Source organism: Gracilimonas sp. BCB1 (assembly GCF_040117685.2).
Classification (GTDB): Bacteria; Bacteroidota; Rhodothermia; order Balneolales; family Balneolaceae; genus Gracilimonas.
In genome coordinates this window covers 1-21,256 of the sequence record NZ_JBEDYP020000013.1, presented here as the reverse complement: position 1 = coordinate 21,256, position 21,256 = coordinate 1, and the positions used below count along the sequence as shown (strand labels likewise).

At 43.3% G+C, this 21,256-nt stretch carries 17 protein-coding genes; 8 read left to right on the top strand and 9 right to left on the bottom strand.

Annotated elements, in window-relative coordinates:
• Positions 1-10 precede the first annotated feature (10 nt).
• The 9 genes from ABFW99_RS09385 to ABFW99_RS09345 all read right to left on the bottom strand — a co-directional run bounded on the left by ABFW99_RS09385 (position 11) and on the right by ABFW99_RS09345 (position 9,064).
• Positions 11-1,075, bottom strand: coding sequence for a rod shape-determining protein (locus tag ABFW99_RS09385; protein WP_349354319.1), 1,065 nt, complete (start codon positions 1,073-1,075; stop codon positions 11-13).
• Between the two features lie 146 nt (positions 1,076-1,221).
• Entirely contained in the window at positions 1,222-2,796 is a 1,575-nt protein-coding gene (gene purH / locus ABFW99_RS09380; protein WP_349354318.1) for a bifunctional phosphoribosylaminoimidazolecarboxamide formyltransferase/IMP cyclohydrolase, read from the bottom strand.
• A gap of 18 nt (positions 2,797-2,814) precedes the next feature.
• The gene (purN, locus tag ABFW99_RS09375; RefSeq protein ID WP_349354317.1) at positions 2,815-3,399 is read right to left on the bottom strand and encodes a phosphoribosylglycinamide formyltransferase; all 585 of its coding nucleotides are present in this window, start codon (positions 3,397-3,399) and stop codon (positions 2,815-2,817) included.
• Positions 3,400-3,478: 79 nt separating this feature from the next.
• The gene (locus ABFW99_RS09370) at positions 3,479-4,567 is read right to left on the bottom strand and encodes an AI-2E family transporter (protein ID WP_349354316.1); all 1,089 of its coding nucleotides are present in this window, start codon (positions 4,565-4,567) and stop codon (positions 3,479-3,481) included.
• Positions 4,567-5,256, bottom strand: coding sequence for a regulatory protein RecX (locus ABFW99_RS09365; RefSeq protein ID WP_349354315.1), 690 nt, complete (start codon positions 5,254-5,256; stop codon positions 4,567-4,569). The genes ABFW99_RS09370 and ABFW99_RS09365 overlap by 1 nt, the downstream gene beginning before the upstream one ends.
• Positions 5,240-6,301 carry a recombinase RecA gene (gene recA, locus ABFW99_RS09360; RefSeq protein ID WP_440707499.1) on the bottom strand — a complete coding sequence of 354 codons (1,062 nt, stop codon included), beginning with the start codon at positions 6,299-6,301 and terminating at the stop codon, positions 5,240-5,242. The genes ABFW99_RS09365 and recA overlap by 17 nt, the downstream gene beginning before the upstream one ends.
• Positions 6,302-6,430: 129 nt before the next feature.
• Entirely contained in the window at positions 6,431-6,799 is a 369-nt protein-coding gene (locus tag ABFW99_RS09355; protein WP_349354313.1) for a four helix bundle protein, read from the bottom strand.
• 226 nt (positions 6,800-7,025) lie between these two features.
• Positions 7,026-8,213 (bottom strand): kynureninase/PvdN C-terminal domain-containing protein, encoded by a 1,188-nt coding sequence (locus tag ABFW99_RS09350; RefSeq protein WP_349354312.1) that lies wholly within the window; start codon positions 8,211-8,213, stop codon positions 7,026-7,028.
• Between the two features lie 71 nt (positions 8,214-8,284).
• Positions 8,285-9,064 carry a tryptophan 2,3-dioxygenase gene (locus tag ABFW99_RS09345; RefSeq protein WP_349354311.1) on the bottom strand — a complete coding sequence of 260 codons (780 nt, stop codon included), beginning with the start codon at positions 9,062-9,064 and terminating at the stop codon, positions 8,285-8,287.
• A gap of 643 nt (positions 9,065-9,707) precedes the next feature.
• On the opposite strand from ABFW99_RS09345, the gene ABFW99_RS09340 reads away from it, so the two are divergent.
• From ABFW99_RS09340 to ABFW99_RS09305, 8 genes are all read left to right on the top strand, one after another.
• Complete coding sequence (locus ABFW99_RS09340; RefSeq protein WP_349354310.1) at positions 9,708-12,851, top strand: TonB-dependent receptor; 3,144 nt, start codon at positions 9,708-9,710, stop codon at positions 12,849-12,851.
• A gap of 31 nt (positions 12,852-12,882) precedes the next feature.
• Positions 12,883-15,000, top strand: coding sequence for a hypothetical protein (locus ABFW99_RS09335; protein ID WP_349354309.1), 2,118 nt, complete (start codon positions 12,883-12,885; stop codon positions 14,998-15,000).
• An 8-nt stretch (positions 15,001-15,008) separates the two neighbouring features.
• Positions 15,009-16,013 (top strand): PorV/PorQ family protein, encoded by a 1,005-nt coding sequence (locus tag ABFW99_RS09330; RefSeq protein WP_349354308.1) that lies wholly within the window; start codon positions 15,009-15,011, stop codon positions 16,011-16,013.
• A gap of 15 nt (positions 16,014-16,028) precedes the next feature.
• A complete protein-coding gene (locus ABFW99_RS09325; RefSeq protein ID WP_349354307.1) occupies positions 16,029-17,303 on the top strand; it encodes an IPT/TIG domain-containing protein in 1,275 nt (424 codons plus the stop codon).
• 64 nt (positions 17,304-17,367) lie between these two features.
• Positions 17,368-18,750 (top strand): T9SS type A sorting domain-containing protein, encoded by a 1,383-nt coding sequence (locus tag ABFW99_RS09320; RefSeq protein WP_349354306.1) that lies wholly within the window; start codon positions 17,368-17,370, stop codon positions 18,748-18,750.
• 68 nt (positions 18,751-18,818) lie between these two features.
• The gene (locus ABFW99_RS09315) at positions 18,819-20,585 is read left to right on the top strand and encodes a family 10 glycosylhydrolase (RefSeq protein WP_440707485.1); all 1,767 of its coding nucleotides are present in this window, start codon (positions 18,819-18,821) and stop codon (positions 20,583-20,585) included.
• Positions 20,586-20,610: 25 nt separating this feature from the next.
• Positions 20,611-20,721 carry a hypothetical protein gene (locus ABFW99_RS09310; protein WP_440707484.1) on the top strand — a complete coding sequence of 37 codons (111 nt, stop codon included), beginning with the start codon at positions 20,611-20,613 and terminating at the stop codon, positions 20,719-20,721.
• Between the two features lie 146 nt (positions 20,722-20,867).
• On the top strand, positions 20,868-21,137 hold the full coding sequence (locus ABFW99_RS09305; protein ID WP_440707483.1) for a hypothetical protein: 270 nt from the start codon (positions 20,868-20,870) through the stop codon (positions 21,135-21,137).
• Positions 21,138-21,256 lie beyond the last annotated feature (119 nt).

Genomic DNA, 21,256 nt, shown 5'->3' with positions numbered 1-21,256 from the left:
TTCCAGGAGATTAGGAAATTACCGGACGGTAATATTCGAGATTTTCAAGTATGGCACCGGTTCCGCGAACTACGGCTGTTAACGGATCTTCGGCAATGTGAACAGGCAGATCTGTTGTTTCCATGATCAGCTTATCCAGATTCTTTAACAAAGCTCCACCTCCGGTTAGCATGATTCCCCGGTCTAAGATATCAGCTGAAAGTTCAGGAGGGGTTTGTTCCAGAGATTTCGTGATCGACTCTACAATAGTATTTACAGATTCAGCGATGGCTTCACGAGCATCTTTGGATGTAATATGACGTGTTCTCGGAACTCCGTTTACAAGGTCACGACCTTTGGTAATCATCTCCAGCTCTTCATCAAGGGGAGCAGCGGAGCCGATTTCACACTTAATTTTTTCTGCCGTTCTCTCACCGATTAACAGGTTGTGGTTTCTGCGGAAATAATTGATGATATCTTCGTTAAGCTCATCGCCGCCTAACCGAACCGACTGTGCATAAACAATTCCGGAAAGCGCAATTACGGCAATTTCTGTAGTACCACCACCAATATCCACGATCATACTTCCCACGGGTTCGTGTACATCCAGCCCAATACCAATGGCAGCTGCCATGGGTTCATCCACCAGGTAAACTTCTTTGGCTCCGGCATGTTCGGCGCTGTCTCTTACAGCCCTGCGCTCCACTTCCGTAATTCCGCTTGGCACACAGATTACCATTTGCCGGGTGGTAGAGTACCATTTCATTTTCACTTTCTTGATCATCCCGCGGATCATTTGCTCGGCAACTTCAAAATCAGCAATTACGCCATCTCTTAATGGGCGAACGGTTCTGATTTTATTGTGTGTTTTCTCATGCATTAACCGGGCTTGGTGACCGGTAGCAACCGGTACGTTCTGCAAGTTGAGGGCTACGATAGAGGGTTCATCCAATACGATACCTTCTCCCCGAGAGTAGATCAGAGTGTTTGCCGTTCCTAAATCTATGGCTATATCGGTGTAAAGAAAATCTAAAAAGCCCTTCTGAGCTTGTTTTTTTGAGTTCTGTGAAGGGTTTGCTCCGCTGGAATCTGACATTTGCGATGATTAAGTAAATTGAACTTTAATGGGATGATATAATCATGAGAAAATACAATATTGAAATTGTATTTGCGAATGTATAAACAACGAATATTTTGGAATTTATAAAACGAAAATATCCGGTCTTTTTTAAAAGTTGAAAATCAGTGTTTAAAGTGGCGTTTTCCGGTGAATATCATTGCCATGTCATACTCATCTGCTTTGGCAATCACTTCTTCGTCGCGGATACTTCCTCCGGGTTGAATGACGGCTTTTGCACCTGCTTTTGCAGCGGCTTCCACACCATCGGCAAAAGGGAAAAAAGCATCGGAAGCAATGGCAGAACCTGCTAAATCCAAACCTTCTTTTTCAGCCTTTACTACAGCGATTTCAGAAGAATCTACCCGGCTGGTTTGGCCTGAGCCTATTCCCAAAGTCCGGCCGTTTTTTGCATACACAATAGCGTTAGACTTTATATGGCGAACTACTTTCCATGAAAAAAGTAAGTCTTTCATTTCCTGCTCTGTTGGCTTTCGCTTACTCACAATTTCAAATTCATCCGGGTTTGAAGGCTCCAAATCAGCATCCTGATTCAGCAACCCCCCAAAGATAGACCGGAATGATGACGCTTGTACTTCACGAACCGACTTTTTGATCCTGATTAATCGTCTGTTTTTTTTCTGCTTTAATAATGTGAGTGCATCTTCAGAATAATCAGGAGCAATGATGATTTCGGTGAAAATTTCATCAATTGCTTTTACGGTTTCAACATCCATTTGCTGATTTACAACTACGATGCCTCCAAAAGGAGAAACACGATCGGTGCTGAAGGCTTTCTTATAAGCTTCGGTCAGGTTATCAGCAACACCCACACCGCTTGGAATGGTGTGTTTGATAATGGCGCAAGCAGGTTCATCCTCATTAAAATCTGAGATGATATTCAGAGCGGCATCTACATCCAGGTAGTTATTGTAACTAAGCTGTTTGCCATGAAAACAATCAATGAAGTCGTTTTGATTTCCATATACAGCTGCTTTCTGATGGGGGTTTTCCCCATACCTGAGTTCCTGTGATAGCGGGAGGGAGGTATTGAATTGACGGGCAGGTTCTTCCTCAATCAAACCCGTAAAATAGTTGGCAATGGCACTGTCATAATCAGCGGTGTGGGCAAAAGCTGCTTTTGCCAACTTCTGCCGGGTCTCAAAAGAGATAGTCATCTTTTCTTCCAGCTCTTCAATAAAATCAGCGTAATGATCCGGTGAACTAAGAATGGAAACATGAGCAAAGTTTTTGGCTGCAGCCCGGATCATAGTTGGTCCGCCAATGTCAATGAATTCTGTTGCATCTGCAGCAGTAACATCAGGTTCAGCAACTTTATTTTTGAAAGGGTACAGGTTCACAACAACCAATTCGATGGGAGTGATACCCAGTTCCTGGATCTCATTCACATCCGGTTCGTGAGACGTGCGGGCTAAAATTCCGCCGTGAACCATAGGATGCAGGGTTTTTACCCGACCATCGAGGCACTCCTGAAACCCGGTAACCTCGGAAACATCTTTAACCGGAATTCCTTCTGCTTCAATAGCTTTGGCCGTGCCGCCTGTTGATATAAGTTCTACGCCGGCGCTATGAAGGGCTTTGGCAAGTTCTGCTAACCCGGTTTTATCAGAAACAGAAAGTAGTGCGCGATTGATGTTAATAGGTGTTTTAGGAAGGGATGAGAGAGGTTTAAGAGCCACGGTTTTGGGTTTTGTAATTTATAAGTTTTGAATGTGCTTCTGAATAGTTTTCGGATAAAGGAGGTGCTCCTCCTTTAAAATTCGCTTAGCTAAATCTTTCGGTGTATCGTTTTCATGTACCGGGACTTTAGTTTGGGCAAGAATGGGGCCTTCATCAAATTCTTCAGTTACTATATGAACAGTGCAGCCCGATTCCTCTTCCCCGGCTCCAATTACCGCCTTATGTACATTGGATCCATAAAATCCTTTACCCCCATACTTGGGAAGCAAAGACGGGTGGATATTCAGAATTCGATTGGAGTACTTCTTGATAACAGAAGAAGGTATCTTTTTGAGGTAGCCCGCTAAAATAATCAGGTCTGCATCCCAGGCTTCCAATTGTTTAAGAAGTGCTTCTTCAAACTCTTTTTCTGAGTTAAGCTCTGCGGGATTGATAACATTTGAAGGGATACTGCTTTTTTCGGCCCTTTCAATAGCGCCGATTCCGGCTTTGTTAGTTATAAGCCCTGTTAGGCGGGCAGTTAGCTCATCACGCCGTACAGCGTCAATTATAGACTGGAAATTGGTGCCCGAGCCGGAGGCAAAAACGACAATATTCTTCAAGAAAGTGGCGATGGATTTTGCAGTGCCTGATTGGGCGTAGAAGATAGTAAATGTTTGGGTGGAATGAAGGACTTTCTTGCTAACCCGGCGGACCTGCTGACTGAGAAATGTCTCGCCTGAAAACCTGGTAATTGTTAAAGCTCCAGCTTACCTGTGTAATAGTAATTTTTATCACTGTAGCTATGGGTATAGCAACCAGCATCCCTATAATTCCGGCCGTTTCTGCTCCAATCAAAATGATGAAGAGTATAGCAACAGGATGCATATCGGCTGACCGTGAGAAGAGCATAGGCTGAAATACGATATTGTCCAGCATCTGAACCACAAATATGGCCAATATACAGGCTGCCACTAAAGAGAAGTTTCCGGTTTCTATAATGGAGACAATGATAGATAAGAAATATCCAAGAATAGGTCCGAAGTAGGGAATAGTATTCGCAAGTCCCACTGCAATACCCACCGACATTGAGTTATCCAATCCGGCAATACTCAGGGTTGTCCAGGAAGACAGGGCGACCAAAAAACTTTGAAAAAGTACACTTCGAAAATAAAGTCCAAGTCTCTGCTCAATCTTATCAATAACAGTCAGCGTGGTTTCAAAGTACTTATTGGGCACGAGTTGAAGCAGATCGCGCCGAATTTTACTTCCATCCTTTAGAAAAAAGAAGGCTGCAAATGGAACTACTAATACAGCTGAAAAGATGTTGGTGAAAATACTGAGGGCATCGCTGACGATGGTGGAGATCTGGCTTACATTAAACAGTTCATTCATCACTGCTGTGATGTTTTCTTCCAGGAAACCATCCGGCAGAAATTCGAACTTAGTGGTTAGCTGATTCTCTACCTGCACGGCAATACGGCGAATGTTTTCAATGCTAAGTTGGGCAGTCAGCTCAGCCATTTGATTGGCAATAATGGGAATTACGCTGGTGGAAATAAAAACGAGAATCAGAATTACGGTTGCCAGAATAAGCGTAATTCCAAAAGTCCGGTTCAGTCCTGCCGATTGAAGTCGATTGGCAAAAGGATCCAGAATATAGCTGAGTATCATCGCCAGGATAAGGAATACAACCAGGGTAGAGTAATTATATAGAATCAGCAGTGCCACAGCTATGGCCGCTGCCCCGATAATAAACTTAACTACCCGTTCTAATGTGATATTTCCCATTATGAGATGATATCTAAAAGTTCGTCCAGATGCTTTAAAATATTTTCTGAATCATACCCTTTTCTCATTAAATAATCGAAAACTTTCTTCCGGCGTTTTTCTTGCAGTTCTCTCTGGTATCTTCTTTTTCTTTTGGTGATTAAAGCCATCATACTTTCTTTGATTGCCTGATCCCCGAAAGTGTTGCTGATTACCCGTTCGGCAATTGGTTTTGAAATCCCTTTTTTAAAAAGCTGAGTTCTGATTTTATAGGGCCCCCAGTCGTTGAACTCAAACTTGTCGGCAGCATATTTTTCCGCAAATTTTTTGTCATTGATGTATTCTTTCTGTTCGAATTCATCCAGAATTTCATCAATAAAACTCCCTGAATATCCTTTTTTGTAGGCCTTATCTTTTAATTCTTTCCGGGAGTGGTCGCGACGTGAGAGAATCCGGAACATATACTCGCGTGCAGCCCACCGGTCTTCCTGCTTCTCAATTTGCTGCAAAAAAGAAGGCGTTATTTCAACGCCTTTCTTTAGATTTAGTTTTGTAAGAGTAGAATCGGAAACCCCGATCAGAAATTGGTTTTTAACAAATAAAGAATACCGACTGCTGTTTTTCTTTTGAACCTGAATTTCGGAAACAGGGGCCGGAAGAAGCTTGAAGGCTTCTTCCGAATACCGCTGGTATTTATCCTTCTTCTTCAACGGCTTCTTTTTCTTTCTTACTCTTCTCCTCTTGCTCTTCCTCCGGTTCTTCTATTCCCATAAGCTTTTTGCGGACTTTCTCCTCAATTTTCTTCGCCAATTCAGGATCTTCTTCCAGGAACTGCATAGCGGCATCGGAGCCTTGCCCAATAGGTTCACCATCGTAACGGAACCAGCTTCCGCGTTTCTCAATAATATCATACTCTACGGAAAGATCGAGAATCTCGGAAATTCGAGAAATCCCTTTTCCATACATAATATTAAACTCAACCACCTTGAAAGGAGGGGCTACTTTGTTCTTAGCTATTTTGACTTTGGTTCGGTTACCAATTACTTCATCACCGCTTTTGATGGAGCCAATTCTACGAATATCAATACGAACGGAAGAGTAGAATTTAAGAGCACGTCCACCGGTCGTGGTTTCCGGGTTGCCAAACATCACCCCGATTTTCTCACGAACCTGGTTAATGAAAATGCAGGATGTACGGCTCTTGTTAATGATTCCGGTAATTTTTCTCATAGCCTGAGACATCAGCCGTGCCTGAAGCCCCATATGAGAATCTCCCATTTCTCCCTCTAATTCTGCACGTGGCACAAGTGCGGCTACGGAATCAACCACAACTACATCGAGTGCGCCTGAACGAATCAGAGTCTCGGTGATTTCGAGCGCCTGTTCCCCGTTATCGGGCTGGGAGACTAATAGTTCTTCTACGTTAATTCCCAAGGCTTTAGCATAGCGTGGATCAAAGGCGTGTTCAGCGTCAATAAAAGCGGCATATCCGCCTGCTTTCTGTGCTTCTGCAATTACCTGAAGGGCGAGGGTGGTTTTACCACTGGCCTCCGGTCCATAAATTTCGGTTACTCTTCCGCGTGGAATTCCCTGTACCCCAAGTGCATAATCAACCATAATAGAGCCGGTGGATATAACATCGATATCCTGTACAGCTTCGGATCCGAGCTTCATGATGGTTCCCTTGCCGTGTTGTTTTTCTATTTGCCCTACGGCAATATCGAGGGCTTTTATTCGATCGTCTTTTGACATGATTGTATCCTGTTTTATTAATAGATATCCGTGGTGTTAATGACTTGGGTGTTTCAAGTTTAAATCACAAATTCAAAATCCCAAGCTCCAAATTCCAAGCTCCAAACCTCAAGTTTTAAAATATACGTTTCGTTAAGATGATTTTGTTCTTCGGTTTTGAATGATTGTCGAGAATATTTTCACAAACTCTGAAGCCTCTACCGTAAGTTTCTTCCTTCTATGCTCAAGTTCTGCATCATTAAACAAATGTATTAATCTTAGCCAATAGGCTGACTCTTTTGCTTCTTTTCTGCAAATCTTAATTCTGTAAATAAAGTCTTTATCACTCAGAGATTCATTAGCTTCAATGTAATTAGCCCCAACTGAATCTGAACTTCTCACTAATTGCTTAACATCTTCAATATTACAGATATCTTTTGGAACATTACGCGCAAAATCTCTTATTGAATGAGCAAAACTATATGTCCGTTGTTGTAAATCATATGTCTTGGCTGTACCCATCAATTTTGTAATTTGAAATTTGGTGCTTGGAATTTCTTTCCGGGAACAAACTTACAAAGCCTGAATGACAGAACATGTCACCCTCTGAACAAACAATATCAATATATGTTCAATATATGTAACAGGCAAATTTCAGTTGTTCTAATTGCAAGTATTTCCCCAAAAAATTGTTTATGTGTGATATATGTTAGAGCAACTGAAAAGGAATTCCTTACAAAAAATTTTTTTAAAGGAGATTTTCGACAACTTTTTTTAGCTGATCCATAGCCTGATCGATCTGAGAAGTTGATATATAAGGGGCAGGCCCAAACCTTAGAATTTTACCACGGGCGTCGGTAAGTACGTTATTTTCCATAAGGGCCGCTCTGATTTCCCGGGCGTAGGGAGAGGTAAGTGAAAGGAATCCGCCGTTCCGTTCCAGGGGCTCTTCGTGGGTGAGGCGAATCACCGATTTGTCAAACTGATGGGCAAGGAATCGTTCTCTTAACATGCCAACCTGAGCCAAATATTGTTCGCGCAAAACGTTGGGAGATAACCCATGTTCTCTGAAAAACTCAACCACACGTGCCGCCCGGAACTGAGAGGAGGGATCGTAGGTGCCGCTGGCAAAACGCTGGTTCCCATTATCATATTCCACTGGCGCATCGGTTCGGGGTTTGTCGAGAGAGCTGAACGCGGCAAACCATCCCGTAATCGCGGGGCGATAGTTACAGTCTTTGGGGAAACGCAGAAAGCAATTCGCTTCTCCCCACTGCAAATACTTATAGCCACCTATCAGGATAAAACAATCTTCCAGCCCGGCTTCCCGGATAGAAAGAGGAACTACATTGGTACCATGATAATCATCAATTAAAACAGGGATGCCTTTTTCTCTGGCAGCAGCAGCAATTTCTGTGAGGTGGGTATTAATAAGACAAGTCTCAAAATAAACGCGAGACAACATGATGGCCGATGTCCGGTCATCCATTTCATCGATAATTCGCTCTGCAAAATTATTATCGGGTTCGGTTGCCACTCGTACAAACTCTAAGCCCTCTTCTTCCAATCGATGCAGCTGACGAAACAGCGAATGAAATTCGCCATCTGTAGAAACAACCTTGGGTTTGTTCTTCAAATCCAGACTGCTCATCCAGCTTACAAACAGCACATGGGTGCTTTCTTCACGACAATAAAAGCCATCGGGATCATCATAAAAATCACGCAGGTAGTTTCTGAGGACTTCCGTCTTTTCAAAGGCGACATCCCATTTATTGTCCACGTGCTTCGCGCACAAATCAAAATATTCGGTTTGTCCTTCCCGGGCTACATCCGGCCAGGCCTGATGGGAGTGACCGGTAAACAGGAGTCGGTTAGCTACATCAAAGTGAGAATAATGTGGGGAGAGCTTGTTGGCCAGAAAATCAATATCAGACATAAAAATAAGGGGTGTACGTGAAGATCAAAGTGCTAAGTTAACTGTTTTTAAAACCTAAAAGTTTGGATAAATCAAAACTTGGAACGAATAGCCCAAAGGTCAGGGAAAATCGGGTTGTTCAGTGTTTTATGAAGATATTTGGCGCCATCCGACCCCCCCGTTCCTTGTTTGGTGCCTATGGTTCGTTCTACCATTTTAACGTGACGGTAGCGCCACTCCTGCAGCCCTTCATCATAATCAACAAACAGCTCTGCGATTAAAGCTGCTTCAGGGTCGTTTTTCATTGCTTCAACCAAGATATCCTGAATTTCTTCAGAAGGTTCATGAACCAATCCTTTTTCATTATCCCTTTCAGGATGGATGTCATATCCGTGGCTTCGAAGAAAGGCGCAGAAACTTTCCCATAGGGTAGATTCCTCCATGCGCTGTTCCAATACCTTTATATGTTGGGGCTGATCTTTATGAGCTTCTTTCATCAGAGGGAAACGAAGTCCGCAAATGATTTCCATTTCCCGGAACTGCAGGGATTGAAATCCGCTCGACTGACCCAGAAATTTTCGGAAGCTGTTGAACTCAAGGGGAGTCATGGTTTCCAGGATATCGATTTGGGAAACCATGGTTTTTAAAATGGTAAGTACCCTGCGTAATGTTTTAAGGGAGGCCCAGGTGTTACCGTCTTCCAGGTTTTTGCGAAGCTTCCCAAACTCATGCAATATCTGTTTGAACCACAGCTCATAAGTTTGATGGATAATAATGAACAAAGTTTCATCATGTTCAGGCGGGTCAGATTTAAGCTGCTGTAGTTCAAGCAGTTCGTTGATTTTCAGATAGTTGGTGTATGTAAGGCTCATAGTATGAATTTGATTCAGCCGAATAATATACAGATCAGGTGATTGATGCTAAAGTTCAATTTGGAAAGGAATGGATGATAGATTCTCCCGGATATATGCCTGAGTCTTTTGAAATCCGGAACGGTTTTGACCATGCGCGCTCAAAATTTATCGCCGAAAGGTTTTAAAAAATGTTTTTTGTTTTGGCTATGGAAGTTTTTCATCAACAAAATAACTTAAGGTCATGCAGAATTCACTATTTCATTCTGACGCACAGCGAACAGGTAGAAGTGCTTTGGTTTATCAGCTAATCCTATGATTGAGGAAATTCTGATTACAGAATAACCATTCATCTGTGAATAAATTCTTCATATCAAGTCAATTAAAATTCAGAAGCTTAAAGCTTAAGTAGCCACCGGAAGTTATACGAAAGAAAATTTTTTATAAGGGTAGCAAGGGTGTCCGGGATATAGTCAGGAGAAAGAGGTATATAAATGAAGGCACTGCATGGAGTATGAATTCATGAAATTCGGGCCGTTTACCTGTTTGCTAAAATTCCTTCAGCAAAAGTTTATTTCTTAATTAGAATTTTATACTATGCGGTTTCAGTCAACACTGAAAAATCCTGTTCGGGATTTCTACTGTTAAAATAATTTTTCAGTCTATGGATGTTAAAAAGCTACTATCATTCTTCTTCTTTTTACTTATCTCCCAATCTATTCTCGCTCAAACCGGTAAGATATCCGGCTTTGTTACTGACACGAATGGCGAACCGCTTCCGGGAGTTAATGTTGTAATCGAAGGGACAACCCAGGGGACGGCCACTCAACCCGATGGATATTATCAAATTCTGAATGTGAAGCCGGGCACTTATTCCCTGAGAGCTTCTTTTGTGGGATTTACCCCGGTAGTAATTGAAGAGGTGGAAGTAAATATCAACCTGACAACCGAGGTTGATATCGAAATGACTGAACAGACTTTTGAAGGGGAAGAAGTTGTTGTAGTGGCAGAAAAACCTGTAATTAAGAAAGATGTTTCTTCGAGTCAGGCAAACATCAGTAAAGAAAATATTGACGCACTCCCGGTAGCTAGTGTATCTGATGTAGTGGGTCTTCAGGCCGGTGTCGAAGGTTTAAGTATTCGGGGTAGTGGTTCCGATGAGATCTCATTCAACCTGAACGGATTTACATTACGTTCCGGACGAGACAATAGCCCGTTTACCGGTGTTAGTGTTACTTCTGTTGAGAATGTACAGTTGCAAACCGGTGGTTTTAATGCAGAATACGGAAACCTCAGATCGGGTTTGGTTAATGTAACCAGTAAAGAAGGTAATGCTGATCGCTACACGGTAGATGGATTGATTCGTATCACTCCTCCGCAGAAAAAAAATGTGGGGCAGGATATTAACAGTCAAAACTCCTATTGGTTGCGACCTTACCTGGATGATGATGTGGCCTGGACGGGAACAAGTAATGGAGCCTGGGACCGATACACACAGCAAGATTATCCTTCTTTTATCGGGTGGAATGCTTTTTCACAAAGCCTGCTTGCCGATGACGACCCGACTAATGACTTAACCCCGGAGGCTGCCCAGCAAGCCTTTTTATGGCAACACAGAAAAGATTTTGCTATCACCGAACCTGATTATGAAATTGATTTAACCGTGGGTGGTCCAATTCCCGTTGTTAGTGAGAAATTGGGCGATTTAAGATTTTCATCTTCTCTGAGACAAACACAAACCATGTATATGGTTCCGCTTTCCCGCGACCGTTATGAGCAAACAACTTTTCAAACAAAACTGACAAGCAATGTTGCTCCCGGCATGAAATTGTCGATTGACGGTTTATACAGTAAAGAGACAGGAACAGGGGCAAGTCAGTCTGGTAACCCGGGTTTCTTTGTATCACCAGGAGGAATTGCGAGCAGTATGGACAATGTGAGTTTCATTGAGTCTCGATTATATTCTTCTGACTACTGGGCTCCATCTGAAAAAGTAAGTGCAAATATTGGAGCTCAATTCACACACTCAATCAGTAATAACACATTTTATGAGATAAAGGTTAATAACTATTTTTCAAGAAACAGTACCAATCCCGGTGGGTTTCGGGATACATCCGATGTTGTATCAATCGGAGGGGTGGGATTTAATCAAGCTCCATTTGGTTTCTTCGATGAAACATCCTTTGGGTTGGCTTCCGGCATGCGAATGGGTGTTGGTATGAGTACTTCTCGAGACAGCAGTAAAGTATCTGACCTGAATGTGAATTTTGCGATTACCAGTCAGTTAGACCGATTTAACCTCATTAAAGCCGGAATTGATTTCAGCCGAACCAATAGTCAGGTTAATTATGGTTCATTTGATAAAGTGTTACCATCCGGCCGTACCCGTTCAGTTTGGAATACTACTCCTTACAGAATTGCTGCTTATGTACAGGATAAGCTGGAATTTCAGGGAATGATCGCCAATCTGGGTCTTCGGTTAACCTATAACGACCCGAACGTAGAATGGTATGATTATGAGCCTTTCACTGATTTATTTGCGAGTGGAAACGCTTCCGCACTGGATACTGCTGCTACTTCAGATGTTGAGCCTCAAGTGATTCTCCAGCCGCGATTAGGAGTTTCCTTTCCCATTACCGAAAGTAGTAAGCTATTCTTTAATTACGGACATTTCGTTCAGCTCCCTGATCCGGAAAACCTGTATTTAGTACGTATTGAACCTTTTACGAATACCGTAACCCGACTTGCTGCACCTGGCAATAGTCTTCCGAAAACAGTGGCTTATGAGCTTGGGTATGAACAGAATTTATTTGAGAATTACCTGATACGAATAAGCGGTTATTACAAAGATTTGACCGATCAGCCTATTCAGGTTTCTTTTACCGGGCGAGACAACAGCAGTTATACTGTGAGTCGCGCGTTTTCCTATGAGGATATTCGTGGTATAGAGTTAACGCTAAGAAAGCAAACCGGTAGATTTTTCTGGGGAGAAGTTAACTACACCTATGATGTTCAAACAACCGGTTTCTTTGGAACTCTTGAGAACTATGAAAACCCATTTGAACAACGACAATACGAGCGCCTGACCGCAGATAATGATATAAATAAGTCCACTCCCCGACCTTATGCACGCTTACAGCTTTATTTCCAGACACCACCGGAAATTGGTCCTGAGTTTTTGGGCGGGTATCCATTAGGCAGATGGCAAATTGTACCATTAGTTACCTGGAGAGCTGGGTATAGATTCACCTACACCGGTGGGGGATCAATTCCCGGGATCGTGGATAACCTCAAGTACAAAGATTTCTGGGGAACCAGCCTGCGCTTAACGAAACGAGTGGATCTGGGGGATGGGTCTAACCTCCGATTCTTTGCTGATGTGAGTAACGTCATCAACCGAAGAAACTTTGATATTTCTACCTCGGGTTTGATTGACGGAAATGACTACCTGGATTACATGGGCTCACTTCACCTGCCAAAAGGAAAGCTGGAAGAAATTAACTTGCTAAGCTCCAGAGTTCCCGGTAACGACAAGCCCGGAGATTACCGTCCGGCCAATGTGGACTATGTGCCTATTGAAGCTACCACAGACCTGGGAACCATCAGTAACCCCAATGGACGAGCACTGTACTACAACACCCAGGAAGGAAAGTATTATCAATTTGACAACGGATCTTTTGTCGAAGCGGATAAAGGGTATGTCAATAAAGTGTTAGATGACAAAGCGTATATCAATATGCCTAACCAGCGATACTTTAATTTCCTTGATCCAAGGACGATTCGTTTCGGTATAAGATTTTCGTTTTAAATAACAGAGCAGTAATAATAAAACAAGCGTAATGAGTAGAAAGAATTTGTATAAGAGTATCTGTGCTTCGCTGCTAATAGCCTTTGGGTTATCTGCTAATGCCTATTCGCAGGTAGAGAACAGATGGTTATCAGCGGGGTCTTTTCACAATTTTTATTCCAGTATAGGCTCTGAAATTGAAGAAGGCTTTATTAAGGAGCAACAAGGCGGATGGCAATGGCCGGCTATTTACAGAGGCCAGGATGCCCAGGCGATGAAAGCCCTTTGGTTAGGTGTTACTGACTACACGGATGAAAATGGTACAACCTTCGACCGCAGAGTTGTTCACGTTGGCCCAAGGGTAACCGGACTTGGTGAATTCTACCCGGTGAGTATGGAAACGGTAAGTAAGTTTCAGCCTCCGTCAGTCAATGTTGATGGATTGGATTCATTTTCCAAGAGTGTGCAGAACGACCGCATAGATCCAAACCTGGAAGCCGATCGTGAGATAAGAGTGGTCACAAACACCCTGATTGGTGTAACGGTTAAGCGAACCATTAAACAATTCAGCCAGCAGTACCACGACAACTATCATGTCATCGAATATACTTTTATAAATACGGGTAACACCGATGACGATCCTGAAATTGAGATGCAGGGCCAGGATATAACCGGTTTCATCCCATACTTTTTAAACCGAATGGCGCCGGTTAAGGCTTCCCGTTTTACCATCGGTAATGCTACCGGATGGGGTATCAACACCATGAACGATCAGCGGGGAGATGGGGCCCGGCCGGGTGAGCCTGAGGATTTCAGAGCTTCATTTGCATGGCACGGGTACTTCCCAAGCTTTGCCAATCCGAATTATGATAATATCGGAGCCCCGATTTTTGTTCCGAATACCAGCGGCGGGTACCTTTCAGCCGATGATACTACGGGAAGGCTGGCAGCCTACCACTTTGTGGGAACCGTGACATTACATGCCGATGCATCTTCAACCGACGCAACCGATGATCCCGCTCAACCATTTACCATGTCGTATGAGCATAATGATGATCCGTTGTACAGTAACAACGATGCGTTCAATGTGACTAAAATGGAAGGTGAGTATGACATGATGAGCAGGGGACGGGTAACCCCCCGCCATGCATATGTGGTAGAACCAAGTGGATTTGATGGCTTTGTGAGTCCTTCCAACGACCCTTCGCTGGGTGAAGGTGGTGGACAGGCTTACACCTATGGATACGGTCCTTATGACATTGCTTTCGGAGATAGTGTTACGATTGTAATTGCTGAAGCGTCATCGGGTATTTCCCGCGAGCTGGCCAACGAAACCGGTGCTGCATTCAAGCGAGGTGACATTGATGCGGAGCAAAAGAACCGTGTTGTATTCCAGGGAAGAGATTCTTTATTCCAAACTTTTGAGAGGGCCATTGCCAATTATGAATCAGGGTATGCGATTCCTGAAGCACCTGAGCCACCAAGCTTATTTACAGTAACTTCTGCAGGTAATGGAATCGATCTGGAATGGGAATATACCGGTGATACGTCCAACCTTTCAGGGTTCAGAATTTATCGTGCTTCGGGCCGGTTAGACAGTACGTACAGGCTGCTTTATGAGGCTGACCCAAGTGAGAATTTTATTAAAGACGGGGATGTTGACCGTGGACCGGAATATTTATTGGATCCACCTATTCGTGGCTTAGATTACTATTACTACATAGTAAGCGTGGGAAATGTTAATAATGATGGTACCGGCCAAACGCCTACAAATACACAGCTGATCAGTAACCGTTATTACATGCAAAGTTATGATCCGGCTCGTCTGCTTCGTCCGGCAGGAGAGGCCATGGCAGATATTAGGGTGGTTCCTAATCCGTACCGGGCCAATTCCCCTGTAGAATTGAAATTTGGAAGTGTAGCCAGTGAAGACCGGGTGGCCTTTTTCGAGGTACCGAGTGTTTGCACCATTGAAATCTACACCGAGCTGGGGGAAAAAATAAAAACTTTGACAAATACCAATGGCAGCGGCGACATCTATTGGGATGTTAAAACCGATTTCCGTCAAAGAGTAGCCAGTGGCATTTATATAGCCAGAATTATCAATGAAGACCCCAATGATGATGAGTTTGGCAGCGTAGCTACAAGAAAAATTGTAATCATACTATAGGTGTAAAAGTGAGATTAACCAAAGCAATATTCCTCTGTATTTTAGCGCTTCTTTGTACCACAGACATATATGGGCAAAAGAAAAGAGCGCAAACAAGTATGAAATTTTTAAGCGTGTCGCCCTCTGCCAGAGCATCTGCATTATCCGGTGCAGTTACATCTGTAGAGATGGGAGCCTATTCTGCCTTATATAATCCTTCAACCATGGCCTACATAAATGGCACGTATACCGCAAGTGTAGGAGCCGTTCAATGGATTGCAGATATCAATCATAATTCAGCAACGCTTGTTTATCAGCCGGCCGATGGTAAATTTGGTGTGATAGGGGTGAATGCGATTTCCGTCGATTACGGGGACATCCTTTCCACAGCCCGGGCAGACAACGAGCAAGGTTATGTTGATCTTGGAACCATTAACCCAACCGCTTTTGCGGTAGGTTTGTCGTATGCTAATGCGATTACAGATCAGTTTTCGGTAGGGGCTAACTTCAGGTATAGTAATCAGAATTTAGGAAGTGCTGCCATCAGTACCGACGGGGCAGGGAACTATGAGATGCAATCATTTTCTGCCGGAACCGGGGTTCTGGATTTTGGAGTGTTGTATAAAACAGGGTTCAGAAGTCTGAATTTTGGAATGGCCCTCAGGAATTTCTCGCCTGAAGTAGATTATGATGATGAAGGAGCCGAGCTCCCGCTCACATTCAAGATCGGGGTTTCAATGGATGTGCTGGATTTAACAGACCTGAATCCGGATGTTCATTCACTGTTGGTAAGTATTGATGCAAATCGCCCGAGAGACTACGACGAACAACTCCTGTTTGGACTTGAATATACCTTCATTGATCGTTTTGTACTTCGCGGAGGATATGGATTTCCGAAAGATGAAGAGAAACTATCTTTTGGTGCCGGTATCAAACAACCTATCGGTCCTTTAGTGCTGAGTGTTGATTACGCTTATACTCAGTTCGGCGTTTTTGGAGAGGTAAACAGATTTAGTGCTCAAATAGGATTTTAAATGACATCAGTAAGTATGAAGTTCAGAAAAATAAATCATCTCGTTTTAGTGGCCGTTTTAGCTACCGGATTGATCTCCTGTAAAGAAGGTAACAGTGTGTATGACCCGGGTTATGAACCATCAAGGCCAAATCCTGTAGTTACCAACATCACTCCTGAGGACGGATACCTTGCCGGTGTGGATTCGGTGATAGTAATAGGAGAGAATTTTGCCTCACATCCCGATAGTGTAATTGTGAACTTTGGCGGTTCGGCAGGCGTGGTTAAAAGTGCTACCGAAACACGGTTGGTGGTACGTCCCGGTACTATCTGGGGAGATAACCTGGATGTAAGAGTAGGGGTTCGTGGTGCCGAGTTTTTCAGTGATTCCTACCAATATGACCTGATCCAGCCCTTTGGATTCTACCCCGGAGTTGATGACAGCAACACCCCAACTTCTCCTGTAGCCGTTGATGCGCAAAACAATATTTATACGATTATTAATACAAACGGAGTTGTTCGGTATACAAGAATTGCTCCCGATGGTACCATCACTACCGACATGACCAGATATCCGGGTGAGTTGGATGACAATGACAATCCATATCCGAGCGACAGCACCATGCGTTTTACCGCTTACTCAACCATGGAGGTGGGGCCGAATGGGGATTTATTTATGGCTCAGCAAAACCTGCGTGCTATTTTTACAAAGGAGTTTGGGAATGATTTACAGGAAGATGTGTGGGTGGCCTCTTCATCCGGTAACCTGAAAATCCGTGATTTTGTTTTTGACAATAACGGATATCTCTGGGCGGTAGGAGCAGACAGTGATCAGATTCACAGATTCAATACGGCTAACAAAAATGAATCTAAAACCCCATTTGCAGGCCCCCTCTCTTCAGTAGCTTTTTTCAGCGACAATAATGAGCTATTTGTAGGTGGTGAAATTGATGGCGGACAAAAAGTATGGAAATTTACTATTGATGGAGGTGGAAACCTGACACAAGGAGGCCTCTATTTTGATTTCGGACAGTATTACGGAGGCACCGTTTCGGATATGATATTCGCTTCGAACGGAGAATTGTTAATTACAACAGGAAGAGAAATTGATGATGTTTCCAAGCCAAGTATGGTCAGAGTTTATCCGGATGGTCGCCATGAAGCATTTTATGAGGGCATGCTAAAACCCGGTACTACCAGTATTACCTGGAGGGATGATGAGTTTGCCATTGTTACGGTTCGCGGAGAAGAAAACAGCATTAACTTCCTGAATACTTACGACCGCAGAAGAGCCGGAATTTTCGGATTTTAACTGAAACCACAACACCAATAATAATCCAATAAAACCTATCGATAAACAGATACAAAGGAGATATATGATGAAAACGAATAAAATAATCGCCTTGCTTAGCTTGGTGCTGATTCCTATGATGGCCAGCGCTCAGTGGACGCAAGACACAACTTTTAAAGCAACGGATGGAGACTCATTCTTTGAAAATCACGGTGTAGCCGTTGATGGGCAGGGAAGAGTTTGGATTCAGTCTTATTACTGGGTTACTGAAGACTTAATTACTCAGCGAGATTTAGGCGATGACGGGGTACCTGATACAATTAGCACAGGTGCTATTTATGTCTATAATCAGGATGGTACACCAGCTGACTTCTCGCCACTAATTGACATTGAATATGAAGATGAATCTACTCCTGCAGATACGCTGTATAGAAGATGGAATGGAGAATCTTATGAAGCAATGTCTGGTCGTGGTATCGAAGCAGATTATAATGGTGATATTATTATTTCGTCATTTGACCGCTTGATAAAAATTAGTCATGAATCTGTAAAAGCAGTGGCAAAAGTAGTAGTCAACGGTTCTTCATTGACTGAAGCTTCAGCAGACAGAGATGGTAACATTTATGTCTCTAATGTTGCGGCAACAGATGCACCTATCTATAAGTACGATTCAAACTTAGAAAATCCTGAAGAACTGGTTACGTTAACATCAGGGTTCTCAAGAGACTTTCAGGTATCTCCCGATGGAAATACCATTTGGTGGGCCGGTTATACTGGACCCGGTGTTCTGGAATACAGCCGTGAGGATGAGTTCAGTAGTTTCCCTACTGTTCCTGATACTGTACTAAGAGGCTATAAAGTGGAAAGCTTTGATCTTCACCCTCAAACCTACCATCTGTGGATCGGTTCTGGTTCATTGAATGATGTGCCGGCTGAAGGTATTCAACCACAAACATGGTATGCCTTTGACTATGCTACATTAGGTTCCGATGAAACACGAATGGATAGTATTCAGTGGGCTGCGGGAGCTGATATTTCTGCTGGTTATGATGAGTCTCGCCCCAGAGGTCTTGACTTCTCAGCTGATGGTCAAACTGCATTCGTAGGTGTTTTTAATGGACTATCAACTGAGTTTGATGTTCAGAAGTTTACGACTGAGCAGGTTTACACTTCTAACGAAGATGAGAATAAAAACGAGATTCCGGAAGGCTTTAGCTTAGAGCAAAACTATCCGAATCCGTTTAACCCAACGACTAACATCGAGTATACAATCAACCAGGCCGGACCTGTGACTCTGAAAGTATATGACATGACCGGTCGTGAAGTGGCAACACTTGTTAATGCACGAATGAGTGCAGGTGAGCATGTAGTTTCTTTTGATGCTTCAAACCTGTCTTCAGGCGTTTACATTTACTCGCTACAGGCAAATGGCGTTCGTCTAACGAACAAAATGACGCTGATTAAGTAACAGGCAATTCGCCGATAAAAGGCAGCCTTGTGCTGCCTTTTTTTTTACACCTATGAAAAATGAATATTATGTCGATTAAGAAATCAATTCTACTGCTAATGGTAAGTTTACTTGCCGGCAGCACATTCGCTCAACAAAATGAGCCCCCTAAAAAAGAATTCAGAGCCACATGGATGGCAACGGTTATTAACCTGGATTGGCCCGCCTCTGGAAATGTACCCGTTCGTTTTCAAAAACAAAGTTTAATCGACCGTTTGGATGCCCTAAAAAAAGCCGGAATTAATACCCTGTATTTTCAGATAAGAACGGAGGGTGATGCTTTGTATGATTCTGAAATTGAACCCTGGTCAAAATATCTGACAGGAGAAGAAGGCGTTGCTCCGGATCCATATTGGGATCCTTTAGAATTTGTAATTGAAGAAGCGCATAAAAGAGGAATGGAACTTCATGCATGGCTGAACCCTTACCGTGCAATGCGAACGATTCCCGATGATTTTTCACAAAAGATGTTCAACGATGAAAGCATTGATGAAAGCCTGAAACCTATTTTCGGCAGATACTATGATGCGGATTCTAAAAATAAACTACCCGGAACTTCAGCACGGGATTCCATGCACGTAGCCAATAAGAATCCGGAATGGCTGTTTGTGATGAATGACAAGATTGCCATTATGAATCCCGGACTTCCGGAAGTGATGGAATACAATGTAAAGGTGGTGATGGATGTAGTAAACCGATACGATGTAGATGGAATCCACTTTGATGATTATTTCTATCCCTATCCACCCAACCACATGGCAAGCAATGATAATGACACCCTTGATGATGCTACTTTCGAGCAATATCCACGAGGTTTTGATAATAAAGACGACTGGCGAAGAAACAACATCGACCTTTTTGTGGAAATGCTTCACGATAGTATTCAGGTGGTAAAACCCTGGGTGAAATTTGGTATCAGTCCCTTTGGAATTTGGAAAAGCGGTACCCCGCAAGGCACGAGTGGTATGGATGCCTATAGCGTTATTTACGGTGATGGAATAGCCTGGCTTGAACAACGAACCATTGATTATATAACCCCTCAATTATATTGGGCATTTACCCGATTCGGAACGGCACAGGATTATGGTAAGCTTGCCGACTGGTGGGCAGATCAAGCAGCGGCCAATGACCGTCATACCTATCCGGGACACGGACTCTATCGTTCAAGCAGCAGTACCTATTCCAATACCCTATTTGATGCCGACGAAATTCCCAGTCAAATTCGACATAACAGAAATAATGAGAACATAAGCGGTAGTGTGTTTTTCAGGTCGAGTAATATTTCTACTTACTCATCTAAGGGCTTTGCGGATTCACTCAAAAACAATTATTACAAGCATGCAGCGCTTCAGCCTACTATGGCCTGGAAAGATACGACTGCCCCGAATACCCCTCAGAACTTAGTTGTAAACAGGGATTCCGAAAAGGAATATGTATTTGAATTGAGTTGGGATAAGCCGGAGGTAGACATGGTTGCAAAGGCATCCGCTGCCGGACATGTTGATACGCTGATCAAATATGCGGTGTATAGGGTGGATACGGGTTCTTCACCAAATAGCATGGAGGAGATGGAAAGTCCATATAACCTGATTGCGGTAACCGGTGAGACGTCATATACCGATGTTACTCCTCCTTCCGAAGAAAGTCATTGGTATTTTGTTACTGCTGTTAGCAGAAACAACGTAGAAAGTGAGCCAACCGAAGCTGCCGAAGGCGGAATAGTGGTTTCGAACGAGGAAAAGGCAGGAGACCCCGGAGCAAATTTCCCTGTCTCAAAACTATCCGAACCCGTTTAACCCGACAACCAGAATTTCTTTCGATTTGCCGAACAGCGGTTTTACTTCGCTAAAAGTATATGATATGCTGGGCAGGCAGGTGACCGAGTTGGTCAGCCGAAATATGACGGCCGGAGAGCATACAGTCAAACTTTGATGCCTCGGAATTGTCATCGGGCATCTACATTTATCAGCTCAATATGGGTGATGTTTCCCTGACAAGAAAAATGACGCTGATTAAATAATGACTACACGCAGATCTTTCTTAAAAACGTAGGACTTGGTGCCCTGGGAATGGGCACTTTGTTCAACGGAACACATTCTGATGAAGAAAGCTTTCGAATTGTACACCTGACCGACCAGCATGTTACTTCAAGAAGACAAGGACATGAGGGATATAAAAAATGTATCGAATCCATTAATGCGCTTGATCCATCGCCTGATTTGGTTTTAATGGGCGGGGATATGGTGTTCGACGGTTTGTACACGGAACTTGAGACTTATGAGGAGTCCATTAGGCTGTATCGAAGTATTACTAAACAGCTGAATGGCCTTACTATCACTGTTGGGTGAAGCGGCGCACGAAAAACGCGAAAGCGTTTCACGATAAATGCGAAAACCTAGATGTTCAAAGCTGCACCAGTGGTTAATATCGGTGGCTGCATAACTGAACGAAGTAAGTTACATAACAT